Source organism: Paractinoplanes durhamensis (genome assembly GCF_016862175.1).
Classification (GTDB): domain Bacteria; phylum Actinomycetota; class Actinomycetes; order Mycobacteriales; family Micromonosporaceae; genus Actinoplanes; species Actinoplanes durhamensis.
Map to the genome: position 1 here is coordinate 94933 of NZ_BOML01000034.1, position 12509 is coordinate 107441.

Consider the following 12509-nt stretch of genomic DNA (forward strand, 5'->3'; position numbering starts at 1 on the left):
AGGATCGGCTCATGAGCTTGAGTGAAACCGATCTGCGCGCTGCGATCGCGCGCGAGATGCCCGGGGTCCGTGCCGACCTGGAAAACCTGGTCCGAATCCCCGGCATCGCCTTCGAGGGCTTCGACCACACCCAGGTCGAGCGGTCCGCGGAGGCCGTCGCCGAGCTGCTGCGCGGCTGCGGGCTCGAGACGGAGATCGTCCGGCACGGCGGCCAGCCCGCGGTCATCGGCCGCAGGCAGGCCCCGGCCGGCGCGCCCACCGTGCTGCTCTACGCGCACCACGACGTGCAGCCGGTCGGCGACGTGTCGCTGTGGACCAGCGACCCGTTCGAGCCGGTCGAGCGGGACGGCCGGCTCTACGGCCGCGGCGCCGCCGACGACAAGGCCGGCGTGATGGCGCACGTCGCCGCGTTGCGCGCGTTCGGCGACCAGCTGCCGGTCGGTGTGGTGGTCTTCGTCGAGGGCGAGGAGGAGTACGGCTCCGACTCGCTCAACGACATCATCGAGGCGCACACCGAGGAGCTGCGCTCGGACGTCATCGTGATCGCCGACTCCGGCAACTGGGACATCGGCCAGCCCGCGCTGACCACCTCGCTGCGCGGCATCGTCAACCTCTTCGCCGAGGTCCGGGTACTCAAGAGCGCCGTGCACAGCGGCATGTTCGGCGGCCCGATCCCGGACGCTCTGATGGTCCTGTCCCGGCTGCTGACCACCCTGCACGACGACGAGGGTGACGTCGCGGTCGACGGCCTGATCGGCCGGGAGGGCGCGAGCGTCGACTACCCGGAGGAGCGGTTCCGCGAGGAGGGCGGCGTCGTCGACGGCGTCAAGCTGCTCGGCCACGGCACCATCACCGACCGGATCTGGACCAAGCCCGCCATCTCGGTGCTCGGCATCGACGCGCCGCGCACCTTCGAGGCGGCGAACGCGTTGCAGCCCACCGCCAAGGCCAAGATCAGCGTTCGGCTGGCGCCCGGCGACGACCCCGATTCGGCGTACGCGGCGGTCCGCGCCCACCTGGAGAAGCACGTCCCGTGGGGCGCCCAGGTCGAGGTGACCCTGGAGGCCGGCGGCTCGCCGTGCGTGATCGACGCGACCGGCCCGGTCTACGACGCGGCCCGGGCCGCGTTCGCCGGCGCCTGGGACGGCACCCAGCCGGTGGACATGGGCGTCGGTGGCTCGATCCCGTTCATCGCCACCTTCCAGGAGCTGTTCCCGCAGGCGGCGATCCTGGTGACCGGCGTGGAAGACCCCTACTCCGGTGCGCACGGCCCCGACGAGAGCCTGCACCTGGGCGAGTTCGAGCGGGTCTGCGTGGCCGAGGCCCTGCTGCTCAAGAATGTGGCGGAGGCGCTGACGAGTTGAAGGAGGCGGGTCGCCGATGGCCGACCTGACGTGCGACGTGCTGGTGGTGGGAGCCGGCCCGACCGGGCTGATGCTCGCCAACTGGCTGGTCAAACTCGGGGTCGACGTGATCGTGGTGGACGGCAAGGACGGCCCGACCCGGGAATCCCGGGCCCTGGTCGTCCAGGCCCGCAGCCTCGAGATCTACGACCAGCTCGGCCTCGGTGACCTGGTGCTGTCGGCGGCCCATCGCGCCGACGCGGTCGCGCCCGGGTTCCTCGACCGGGTCTACGGGCGGGTGCCGCTCGGGCGGATCGGGGCGGGGGTCACGCCGTACCCGTACATCGAGATCCTCGAACAGAGCCGCAACGAGGAGATCCTCTACGAGAACCTGCAGAAGCTCGGCGTCGGCGTGCGCTGGGAGACGCCGGTGACCGCGATCGTGCAGACCGACCGGGGAGTGGAGGCGAAGGTCGGCAACGACACCGTGCAGGCCCGCTTCTGCGTCGGCTGCGACGGCGCCAACTCGGCGGTCCGCCGCGCCCGCCGGATCGACTTCGAGGGCATCACCAACCCGCACCGGTTCTACGTGATCGACGCGCTGGCCACGGCCGGCATGGTCGAGGGCGCGATCAACGTGCGGCCCGGCACCGACGACTTCCTGCTCGGCTTCCCGATGCGCGGCCACGGCACCTGGCGGCTGATCGGCCTGGTCCGCGACTCCGACGGCGACGGCATGCTCACCGAGGATGACGTCCGGCCGCGGCTGCGCCGGTTCGCGGTGACCTACGAGGAGGCCCGCTGGTTCGCCACCTACAAAGTCCACCACCGGATCGCCGCGCAGTTCCGGGACGGGCCGTTCTTCCTGGCCGGCGACGCCGCGCACGTGCACTCGCCGGTCGGCGGCCAGGGCATGAACACCGGCTTGCAGGACGCGCACAACCTCGCCTTCAAGCTGGCCGACGTGCTGCAGGGCCGGCGCAAGGACACCTGGCTCGACCGGTACGAGGCGGAGCGCCGCCCGGTCGCGAAACGTCTCGTCGGCACCACCGACCGGCTGTTCGGCGCGATCACCGCGCAGTCGCCCCTCGCCCGCGCCCTGCGCCGGGCGATCGTGCCGCTGGCCGCGCCGATCGGGGTCCGCGTCCTGCCGGCGAGCCGGGGCGGTTCCCGGCTGTTCCAGTACGTCTCGCAGACCCGCATCCACTACCGGATGACGCCCTTTCCCGGCGCCGGGCGCCGCGACCCGGTGGTCGGCCGCCGGTTGCCGTGGGCGGGCGACAACTTCGCCGTCCTGCGGTCGCTGCAGTGGCAGATCCACGCCTACGGCGGGGTGATCGCCACCGACGTGCCCGACTTGGGAATCCCCGTGCACGTCTTCCGCCCGGCCCCGGAGACGACGCTGCGACCAGGGCATCTGTACCTGGTGCGGCCGGACGGCTTCGTCGCCGCGGCGGCGCTGCCGGGCGACGCCGCGCAGGCTTTCGGCCATCTGCTGCCGGCCGGATAGGTGACGTTCCCGGCCGGGTGAAGCAGGTGCGGCCGTCGATCAGATCCTGTTAGGATCTCGAACATGCGTTCGAATGATGTGCCTGCCTCGGTGACCCTGGTGGTGCGTCCGATGCCCGTCGGGCCGCGCCACGCCATCGATCGACTTCGCTCCCGTGACCGCCTCGAATCCATCGTCCGGCTGCGTGCCGCCGTGCGCGCGCTCGACGAGGTCGACGTCACCGGGTGGGACGACTCCGCCCTGACCGAACACCTCGACGAGATCTCCCAGACCCTCTGTGCCATCGACGCGCAGCTGACCCGCGTCGCCGACGCGGTGCGAGCCCGCGGGTTCCGCATCGCCGAGCCGCTCGCGGCCTGAAACTCGCGCGTTTTCATACGGGGGAGCGCGCGTGATGCCCGCAACAGCGAAGAGACCGGGGGTCGGGAGCTTCGTGACAGGGCGAAATTGTCAGAGGTGGCTGCCAGGATGGGCCAGTGCGGTTCCTAGACTTGGCGGCCACCTCGGCGGCCGTGACAGCAACCTCGGGGCGTAAGGCCAAGGTCGAGCTCGTGGCCGACGCCCTCCGCCGGCTCGACCCGGGCGAGATCGCCGCCGGGTCGGCCTACCTCGCCGGTGAGCTGCGGCAACGGCAGACCGGCGTGGGCTATGCCAGCCTGCGTGACCGGCCGCCGCCGGCCGCCGAGCCGACGCTCACGGTCGGCGCGGTCGATGCGGCGATCGCCGAGATCTCGGTGGTGGCCGGGGCCGGTTCGCAGGCCCGCCGCCGCGACCTTCTCGGCGCGCTGTTCGGCGCGGCGACCGCCGACGAGCAGCGGCTGCTGATCGGCCTGTTCTCCGGCGAGCTGCGCCAGGGCGCCCAGGCCGGGCTGCTCGCCGACGCGATCGCCAAGGCCGCCGAGGTGCCGCTGGTCGCGGTGCGCCGGGCGCTGCTGCTCTCCGGTGACCTCAAGCAGGTGGCGGTGGCCGCGCTGACCGGCGGTGCGGCCGCGCTCGCCGAGATCCACCTGCGGGTCGGCACCCCGCTCACCCCGATGCTCGCGCAGAGCGCGCCCGACGTGGCGGCCGCGCTGCTGGCCACCGGTGCGCCCGCCGCCGTCGACGTCAAGCTCGACGGCATCCGCATCCAGGTGCACCGGTCCGGCGACGAGGTGGCCGTCTTCACCCGCAGCCTCGACGACATCACCAGCCGGATGCCCGAGGTGGTCGAGGCCGCCCGCAAGCTGCCGCTGCGCGAGGCGGTGCTCGACGGCGAGGCGATGACCCTCGGCCCCGACGGCCGCCCCCGCCCGTTCCAGGAGACGTCGAGCCGGGCCGCCACCCGCGGCGGCACCTCGGCGGTGCTGGTTCCCTACTTCTTCGACCTGCTCCACCTCGACGGCACCGACCTGCTCGACGAGCCGGGCCGGGTGCGCTGGCAGGCCCTCGCCGACACGCTGCCGGCGCCGCTGCTGGTCGGGCGGACGCCGGCCACCACTGAGGAGGAAGCGGCCGCGGCCTTCGCCGCCGCGCTGGCGGCCGGCCAGGAGGGTGTGGTGGTCAAGGCCCTGGAGGCGCCCTACGACGTGGGCCGTCGCGGCTCGGCCTGGGTCAAGGTCAAACCCCGGCACACGCTCGACCTGGTGGTGCTGGCCGTCGAGTGGGGGCACGGCCGCCGCAAGGGCTGGCTGTCCAACCTGCACCTCGGCGCGCTCGACCCGGCCACCGGCGGGTTCGTGATGCTCGGCAAGACGTTCAAGGGCCTCACCGACGAGTTGCTGCGCTGGCAGACCGAGCGGTTCCAGGAGCTGAAGACCGGCGACGACGGCTGGGTGGTGCGGGTGCGGCCCGAGCAGGTGGTGGAGATCGCCTTCGACGGGGTGCAGACGTCGCCGCGCTATCCGGGCGGGGTGGCGCTGCGGTTCGCCCGGGTGCTGCGCTACCGCGATGACAAGCCGGCGAGCGAGGCCGACACCATCGAGACGGTGCGGGCGATCGGCTTATAGGGCCGCCAGGGTCCGGACGTAGTTGACCTGCTGGTTGATGGTGGTCACGGCGCCCTGGTCGGTGACCGGGATGCGGGCCACGTACTGCCTCGTGCCGTTGGTCACGGTCACCTGCACCGTGCCCTGCGCCACCGTCTCCTTCACCAGCAGGAACAGCAGGCTGAAGACGGTCAGGACGCAGAAGCCGACGATGGCGGCGACGATCGCCCATCGGGGGATGCGCTGCTGACTGAACCAGTAGTCGCTGACCAGCCACTGCGACCCGGCCAGCGGGATGTCACCGGCCGGCGTGTGCACGGTCGTCGAGGTGACCGCGATCTCGGCGATCTGCACGATGACCGGGCCGGGCGCTGCGGCGACCGGGGGCGCGGAGATCGGTTCCGGCGCCACCGGCGACGGGTCGGGCGCGGTCCACGGATCATCCGGGGAAGGGCCCCACGGGTCGCTCGGGGAGGTCATGACAGTCGACCCTAGTCTTGGCCGCTCGGGGCCGCGAGCCTGGCTTCCGCCTCGGCGGCCGCCTTCCGGTCGGCCTCCTCGACCCGGTCCACCGGTTCGCGGAGCGCGGCCGCCCGGGCCGCCTCCCGCTTCCGGTCCGCCTCGGCGACCCGGTCGCGCAACTTCGGCTTGGCCGGGGCCGCCTCGGGAGAACCCGCGCCCTGCGCCTCCTTGCGCGCCTGCCACCCGTAGGCGATGAGGGCCATCCCGGCGAACATCCACCACTGGACCGCGTAGCCGCCGTTCTGCCAGGCGTCCTCGTGGTCGATCGGGATCCGGGTGAAGGCCGTGTCCTCGGCCGGGGTCTGCTCGGTGAGCAGCACGTACGCCCCGTAGACCGGGTAGGGCATCTCGCGCGCCAGGTGCGGCACCGCGATCCGCCGGGTGTCCAGCCGCCCGTCCCGGTGCTCGATCGCGGCCGGTCGGCTTTCCGACAGGTGAACCTGCCCGACCACGGTGACCTCGCCGGTCGGCGCCGGCGGCACGGTCGGCGCCGCGCTCGCGCCGGTCGGCGGGGCCGGCACCCAGCCGCGGTCGATCAGCACCGCGGTGCCGTCGGTCAGGACCAGCGGGGTCACGATCTCGAAGCCGACGTCGCTGTCCACCGTCCGGCCCCGGGCCTGGATCTCGTGGGTCGTGTCGTAGGTCCCGGTCACCGTCACCTTTGTCCAGGCCCGGCTCTTACCAGGGGAGTCACCGGCGGTGCCGGCGCCGGCGGGGGTGGCGAGGATCGAGGTGAGCGGGACCGCCTGCGTCGAGTCGGCCGCGTCGATCCGGTCGTTGATGGCGCTGCGTTCCTCATACCGCCGCAGCTGCCAGTTGCCGAGCATGACCATGATCACTGAGGCGGCGATCGTCAGCGCGGCAGCGCCCAGCCAGCGCGGCGTCACCAGGAACCGGTACACCCCACGAGGCTACCCGGCGACCGGGCGGCAGCCGCCGCAGCCGGGTACTCTCCCGTCCGGCGGTGCTGTTCACCCGCCCGCAAGTCCACGTCAGGAGACCCATTGATGAGCGCCCAGCCCCGTCTGGTCGTGAGCGCCCCCGCGTCGGGGCACGGTAAGACGGCCGTCGCCGTCGGACTGCTCGCGGCCTGCGTGGCTCGTGGCATCTCGACCGCCGGGTTCAAGGTCGGCCCGGATCACACCGACGCCGCCTATCTGGGCCTGGCCGCCGGCCGCCCCGGTCGCAACCTCGACCCGCGGCTGGTCGGTGCGCAGCGCATCGCCCCGCTCTTCGGGCACGGCGCCGCCGGCGCGCAGCTCTCGGTCATCGAGGGCGCGATGGGCCTGTTCGACTCGCTGACCGGCCAGCCCGAGATCGACGGCACGGCCGCGGTCGCCGCCGCCCTGCGGGCCCCGGTCGTCCTGGTCGTCGACGTCGCCGCGATGGGTCATTCGCTGGCCGCGCTGGTGCACGGCTTCCGGATGTTCGACGAGATGGTGCACCTGGGCGGGGTGATCCTCAACCGGGTGGCGTCGCCCCGGCACGAGCAGATGCTGCGCACCGCGCTCGACGACATCGGCATGCCGGTGCTGGGCGCGCTGCGCCGCGGCGACCTGCCGAACGTTCTGCCGGCCCGCGCGCACGGTCCGGTGCCGGTGGCGCATCGCACGGTCGAGGCGAGCCGGGCGGTGCGCCGGCTGGGCGAGGCGGTCACCGGCGGACTCGACCTGGAGCGCCTGATGGCGCTGGCCAACGCCGCGCCGGCCCTGCCGGGCCCGATCTGGACTCCCGGCGATGCCGTCGGCGGCGAGGTGTTCGAGCAGCGTCCGATCGTCGCGCTGGCCGGTGGTCCGGGCGCCCCTTACACGTACGTCGAGACGGCCGAGCTGCTCACCGCGGCCGGCGCCGACGTGGTGGTGGTGGACCCGCTGCGCGACGAGGCGCTGCCGGCCGGGACACGGGCGCTGGTCGTCGGTGGCGGCCTGCCCGAGGGGTACGCGGAGGAGCTGTCGGCCAATCGGCGGCTCTGCAACGCGGTCGCGAAGTTCGCCCACGACGGCTGGCCGGTGGTCGCCGAAGGGGTGGCGCTGCCGTGGCTCGGCCGCGACTTCGACGGGCGGCCGATGTGTGCGGTCCTGGACGTCTCGGCGGTCACCGGGGAGCAGACGGTGGCCGGCTACCGGGAGGCGACCGCACCGACCACGTCGTTGCTGGCCCCGGCCGGTGCCCGGATCACCGGATACAAGCAGCACCGCGCACTCGTGACGCCGCGGGCCGGCTCGGTGCCGGCGTGGACGTGGTCGGGTGGCAACCCCGAGGGCTTCGTCTGGCGGCAGGTGCACGCCTCACAGCTGGGGCTGCATTGGGCGGCCGCGCCCGAGATCGCGAAGCGGGTGGTGACGGCCGCGATCGCCGGCCCGGCCTCCCGGCCCGGCCAGTCTCAGCACCCCCAGTCCCAGCACCCGCAGCACACCCAGCCGATTCCGCTGCCGCAGCACCCCCCGCAGGTGTCGCACGCGCATGCCCTGCCGGCCGCGGCGTCCCCGGCGATGTCGCACGACCAGCAGGCGTACGACCAACAGGCGTACGACCAACAGTCATACGACCAGCAGGCGTACGACCAGCAGGCGTACGACCAACAGTCATACGATCAGCAGTCGTACGACCAGCAGCAGTCGTACGAGCCGCAGGCCTATGACCAGCAGCAGTACAGCCAGCCGGCGTCACCGGGGGTCACGGACGACCAGCACTTCGCCCAGGCCGCGTCCCCGGCCATGGCGCACGGACGGCAGCCCTCGCCCTACCCGCCGGGCCCGCACTCGCATCCACGGCCACCGGCGAGTGGCCCGAGACCCGCGTCCGGCCCGGCCCCGACCGGCGGCCCCGGGGGCGGTCCGGCAGCGGGCCACCCAGGCGGTCCGGCGGGTCCGGCTCCCGCGTCCGGGGTGGCGAGCGTCCCCGACCTGTCCGACACGGCGGACATCACCGTCTCCTGATCAGGCTGATCCACCAGGGCGCCCGGGGCCGGAAATGCTTGAACCGGAAACCCGCCCAGCCGCGAAATCGCCCCTCTTCGGCGACGAAAGTGTCGTACCTCACCCGTAACGTGGGGTTAACACCGACGACCCGAAGGAGGACGACGTGGCCGATCGTGTGCCGCTGGATTTCGACCCGCCGGTTCGTAGATTGCGAGCGCTCCTGCTGGGCATCGGCGACGCCGAGCTGGCCGGGCCCACCCCCTGTCCGGCTTGGACCGTTGCCGCCCTGCTCGATCATCTGATGGGCCTGTCCTATGCGTTCACTCAGGCCGCCCGCAAACGCACCGACGCGCCCGGCACCGACGGCCCGCCGCCCGACCCTTCGGCCCAGCACCTCGCCCGGCATTGGCGCAGCAGCCTCCCGGTCCTGCTGGAGGAGCTGTCCACCGCGTGGAAAGACCCGGCCTCCTGGGCGGGCACGTCCCAGGCGGGCGGCGTGACCATGCCGGCCGCGAGCCTGGGCATCGTCGCGATGAACGAGTTGATCATGCACAGCTGGGATCTCGCCCGTGCCACCGGCCAGGAGATCGCGGCCGACCCGCGCACCCTCGACGTCCTGATCGAGTTCCTCTCCCAGGGCCCGGCCGAGGGCACCCCGGGCCTGTTCGGCCCGGTCACCCCGACCGACAGCGAGGCCACCATGCTGGACCAGGCGGTCGCCCTGGCCGGCCGCGACCCGAATTGGCGCCGCCCACCACGCCGCCGAGCCGTGTCGGCCCCGGCGGCCTGAGTCAGTCGCCACCCCAGCTCGCCTTCGGGCGGTCCGGCTTGGGCGCCTTCGAGTGGGTGCGGTCCGGCTTGGGAGAGCGGGTCCGATCCGGCCGGGCGTCCTCCGAGCGGGTCCGGTCGCGGTCCGCATCGCCGGCTCCACTGCGGTCCGACCGCTTGTGGCCGGTGCTGGAGACGTCGGAGTCCGAGTCCGAGTCGTCGGAGAAACGGTCCCGGTCCCGGTTTCGCCCGCCGTAGGTCATCTTGCGCGTCGGCGGGGTGAACTTCAGCTTGGGCTGCCCCTTCAACGCGTCCCGCAGGGTCTCGGCGAAGGTGTATTTGGAGATCGTCGACCGGCTGGTCCCGACGAAGTCGTTCGGATCGTCCGGGTCGGCCACGAAGGCCGCGGCGGCCAGCTGTGGGGTGAAGCCGCAGAACCACGCCGTCTTGTTGCTGTCGGTGGTCCCGCTCTTCCCGGCGACCGGGCGCCTGAGGGTGGCGTACACCATCGGTGAGGTCCCCCCGCCGCCGCAGGAACCCTTGGCCGCGCCGTAACCAGTCGGGCAGCGCGCGGCGTCGGTCGCCGCCCGGGCGACGTCCTCGCTCACCACCCGGTGGCAGACCGGCGCCGCCACCAGGCGTCCCTTGAATTTGGTGTTGGCGCCGTCCCGGCCCCGGATGACCTTGACCGGCGACGGCGAGCAGTAGTTGCCCTCGGCGGCCAGGGTGGCGAAAACGTTCGCCATCTCGATCGGTGTCACGTCGCTGACGCCCAGGGTGAACGCGCCCCACCCGGCCGCGTGCTCCGGTGTGGCCAGCTTGCGGTCCACGTCGGTGCGCCAGGTCAGCCCGAGTCGCTCGGCCATCGCGACCGCCTTGTCCGCGCCGACCTTCTCCTCGAGTTGCACGAAGTAGGTGTTGACCGACTTGCCGAAGCCGCTCCACATGGTCTGGTTGCCGGTCATCGACTTGCTGGAGTTCTTCGGGCACCAGCGCCGCCCGCAGGTGGCCGGCCCGGGCGCGGTGATGTATTTCGAGTAGTACCGCTCGGGCGCGTTGTAGCTGGTGCTCAGCGGCATCCCGTCGTCCAGGGCGGCCAGCATCGTGAAGATCTTGAAGGTGGAGCCGGCCTGGTAGCCGGCCATCTGGCCGCCGCCGAGCAACGGGTTCACCGTGTTCGGGTAGTTGGTGTTCTTCTTCGGATTCGGGGCGAGCGAGTAGTGCCGGTTCACCGCCATGCTGAGGATCCGGCCGGTGTTCGGCTCGATCACCACCTGGCCGTGCGCGAAGCGGCTGCGCGCCTTCTCCTTGTTCAGCACGTGCTTCATCGCCGACGCCTGGATGCCCGGGTCGAGCGAGGTGATCACTCGGTAGCCGCCGCGGCGCAGGTTCTCCTCGCGCTCCTCGGGGCTGGTGCCGAAGGCCGGCTGCTCCCGCCACCAGGCCTTGAAGTAGTCGCAGAAGAAGCCCCAGTCGTTGTATTTGGCGCGGATCGACAGACAGTCGTTCGGCGGCGAGCTGAGCTTCAGCGTGATCTTCGCGGTCTTGGCCTCGGCCGCCTGCGTCGGGGTGATCGTGTGCATCTTGAGCATCTGGTCGATCACGTAGTTGCGCCGGTTGATCGCCGACTCCTGGTCGCCGGCCGCCGGGTCGTACGCGGACGGTGCCTTCACCAGGCCGGCCAGCATCGCCGCCTCGTTGAGGTCCAGGTATTTCGGCGCTTTCGAGAAGAACACCTGGGAGGCCGCGAAGATCCCGTACGCCCGGTGGCCGAAGTACGCCGAGTTCAGGTAACGCTCGAGGATCTCCTGCTTGGAGAGCCGCTTCTCCAGCTCGACGGCGAGCCGCATCTCGCGGAGCTTGCGCTCGGTGGTCTGCTCGGTGGCCTCCAGCGCCTCGGTCGGCGTCTTGGCGCTGTCCCGCAGGGCCATCCGTACGTACTGCATGGTCAGCGTGGACGCGCCCTGGGAGACGCCGCCGGCCTGCCGGTTGGCGACGAACGCCCGGGCCACGCCCTTGGCGTCGACCCCGTGGTGCTCGTAGAAGCGGCTGTCCTCGGACGCGACGATCGCCTGGGTGACGTACGGCGACATGTCGGCGATCCGGGTGGGCCGGCGGTGTTCCTCGTAGAACATCGTGAGCAGGGTTTTGCCGTCGTTGGCGTACACATAAGTGGTCTGTGCCGTAGGTACCTCGATGAGGTCGTCGGGCATGGCCTTGAGCGCTTCGGTGCCGGCTTTGACGCCCATGCCGGCGAGAGCGGCGAGGGGGTAGGCGAGGCCGGCGACCACGAGACCCGCGATCAGGCCCGCACGGACGAGGGGAGCAATCTTTCCGGCAGCCACAACACGAAGGTAAGACAAAAGTGTTCATGTCCGGATGAAACGGCCGAAGTGAGACCTGGAATACCGTGCGGCATCCTGTTGGGATGACGTTCGACCTGGGGCATCACGGCGACGCGGAGGTCGGCGGCGGGCTGATCGACCTGGCCGTCAACGTGCGGCACGAGCCCATGCCCGCCTGGCTGTCCGAGCCGATCGCCGCCGCGTTGACCCAGCTCAGGGCGTACCCCGATGATCGTGCGACGACCGCGGCGGTGGCGTCGAGGCACCGCCGCGACCCGGCCGAGGTGCTGCTGACGGCCGGCGCCGCCCAGGCGTTCGTCCTGCTCGCCCAGGCGTTGCGCGGTTTCCGGACGCCGGTGGTGGTGCATCCGCAGTTCACCGAGCCGGAGGCGGCCCTGCGCAATGCCGGCCACGAGGTCGGCCGGGTGCTGCTGCCGGCGGCGGACGGTTTCCGGCTGGATGCCCGGCTGGTTCCGGAGGACGCCGACCTGGTCTTCATCGGCAACCCGACAAATCCGACATCGGTGCTGCATCCGGCCACGGAGATCGCCAAGCTGGCCCGGCCGGGGCGGGTGCTGGTGGTCGACGAGGCATTCGCCGACATCACCTTCCGTGACGGCGCCGAGGGCGAGCCGGAGAGCCTCGCCGCGCGGACGGACCTGCCCGGCCTGGTCGTGCTGCGCAGCCTGACCAAGACCTGGGGCCTGGCCGGCCTGCGCATCGGCTACCTTCTGGGCCCGGCCGACCTGCTGCCGAGGCTGGCCGCCGCACAGCCGCTGTGGGCCGTCTCCACCCCGGCGCTCGCCGCCGCGACCGCCTGCGCGTCACCCACCGCGATCGCCGCCGAGCGGGAGATCGCGGCCCGCGTCGCCGCCGAGCGGGACCACCTGCTGCGCCGCCTCGCGCACGTGCCGAACCTCACGGTCGCCGGCACCCCGGCGGCCTCGTTCGTCGCGGTGCGCGTCCCCGGTGCCGACAAAATCCGCCTTGAGCTGCGTGAACGTGGCTACGCCGTACGCCGTGGCGATACCTTCCCGGGGCTGGGCGCCGACTGGCTGCGGATCGCGGTGCGCGACACTGCGATCACCGATGCTTTCGTGACGACCCTGACCGATGTGATCGAGGAGCGACCGTGA

9 protein-coding genes and 1 pseudogene are annotated in these 12509 nt (G+C 72.1%); 7 read left to right on the top strand and 3 right to left on the bottom strand.

Annotated elements, in window-relative coordinates; all coding sequences use genetic code 11:
• Window positions 1-11 precede the first annotated feature (11 nt).
• The 4 genes from Adu01nite_RS21035 (at window position 12) to Adu01nite_RS21050 (ending at window position 4838) form a co-directional block, all read left to right on the top strand.
• Window positions 12-1364, top strand: a complete 1353-nt coding sequence (locus Adu01nite_RS21035; RefSeq protein ID WP_203728619.1) for a dipeptidase — start codon at window positions 12-14, stop codon at window positions 1362-1364.
• 16 nt (window positions 1365-1380) lie between these two features.
• Window positions 1381-2853 (top strand): FAD-dependent monooxygenase, encoded by a 1473-nt coding sequence (locus Adu01nite_RS21040; protein WP_203728620.1) that lies wholly within the window; start codon window positions 1381-1383, stop codon window positions 2851-2853.
• A 63-nt stretch (window positions 2854-2916) separates the two neighbouring features.
• Window positions 2917-3213 (top strand): hypothetical protein, encoded by a 297-nt coding sequence (locus Adu01nite_RS49145; RefSeq protein WP_379128710.1) that lies wholly within the window; start codon window positions 2917-2919, stop codon window positions 3211-3213.
• 116 nt (window positions 3214-3329) lie between these two features.
• The gene (locus tag Adu01nite_RS21050; protein ID WP_203728621.1) at window positions 3330-4838 is read left to right on the top strand and encodes an ATP-dependent DNA ligase; all 1509 of its coding nucleotides are present in this window, start codon (window positions 3330-3332) and stop codon (window positions 4836-4838) included.
• On the opposite strand, the gene Adu01nite_RS21055 is transcribed toward Adu01nite_RS21050, so the two are convergent.
• Both Adu01nite_RS21055 and Adu01nite_RS21060 read right to left on the bottom strand, forming a co-directional pair.
• Entirely contained in the window at window positions 4833-5297 is a 465-nt protein-coding gene (locus tag Adu01nite_RS21055; RefSeq protein ID WP_203728622.1) for a hypothetical protein, read from the bottom strand. The two genes, Adu01nite_RS21050 and Adu01nite_RS21055, sit on opposite strands and share 6 nt — an antisense overlap.
• Before the next feature lie 11 nt (window positions 5298-5308).
• Complete coding sequence (locus Adu01nite_RS21060; RefSeq protein ID WP_203728623.1) at window positions 5309-6241, bottom strand: SURF1 family cytochrome oxidase biogenesis protein; 933 nt, start codon at window positions 6239-6241, stop codon at window positions 5309-5311.
• A 105-nt stretch (window positions 6242-6346) separates the two neighbouring features.
• Between Adu01nite_RS21060 and Adu01nite_RS21065 the strand changes: the two genes are divergently transcribed.
• Together Adu01nite_RS21065 and Adu01nite_RS21070 are read left to right on the top strand one after the other, a co-directional pair.
• Entirely contained in the window at window positions 6347-8278 is a 1932-nt protein-coding gene (locus Adu01nite_RS21065) for a cobyrinic acid a,c-diamide synthase CobB (RefSeq protein ID WP_203728624.1), read from the top strand.
• Window positions 8279-8423: 145 nt separating this feature from the next.
• On the top strand, window positions 8424-9050 hold the full coding sequence (locus tag Adu01nite_RS21070) for a TIGR03086 family metal-binding protein (RefSeq protein WP_203728625.1): 627 nt from the start codon (window positions 8424-8426) through the stop codon (window positions 9048-9050).
• Between the two features lie 247 nt (window positions 9051-9297).
• On the opposite strand, the pseudogene Adu01nite_RS21075 reads toward Adu01nite_RS21070, so the two are convergent.
• A pseudogene (locus Adu01nite_RS21075) lies at window positions 9298-11391 on the bottom strand (transglycosylase domain-containing protein); the annotation flags it as partial.
• 65 nt (window positions 11392-11456) lie between these two features.
• Between Adu01nite_RS21075 and cobC the strand changes: the two are divergent.
• Window positions 11457-12509, top strand: coding sequence for an Rv2231c family histidinol phosphate aminotransferase CobC (gene cobC / locus Adu01nite_RS21080; RefSeq protein ID WP_203728626.1), 1053 nt, complete (start codon window positions 11457-11459; stop codon window positions 12507-12509).

Coding starts and splice junctions, on each gene's coding strand:
- Adu01nite_RS21035 (WP_203728619.1), top strand. CDS start 12: ATGAGCTTGAGTGAAACCGATCTGCGCGCTGCGATCGCGCGCGAGATG.
- Adu01nite_RS21040 (WP_203728620.1), top strand. CDS start 1,381: ATGGCCGACCTGACGTGCGACGTGCTGGTGGTGGGAGCCGGCCCGACC.
- Adu01nite_RS49145 (WP_379128710.1), top strand. CDS start 2,917: ATGCGTTCGAATGATGTGCCTGCCTCGGTGACCCTGGTGGTGCGTCCG.
- Adu01nite_RS21055 (WP_203728622.1), bottom strand. CDS start 5,297: ATGACCTCCCCGAGCGACCCGTGGGGCCCTTCCCCGGATGATCCGTGG.
- Adu01nite_RS21065 (WP_203728624.1), top strand. CDS start 6,347: ATGAGCGCCCAGCCCCGTCTGGTCGTGAGCGCCCCCGCGTCGGGGCAC.
- cobC (WP_203728626.1), top strand. CDS start 11,457: ATGACGTTCGACCTGGGGCATCACGGCGACGCGGAGGTCGGCGGCGGG.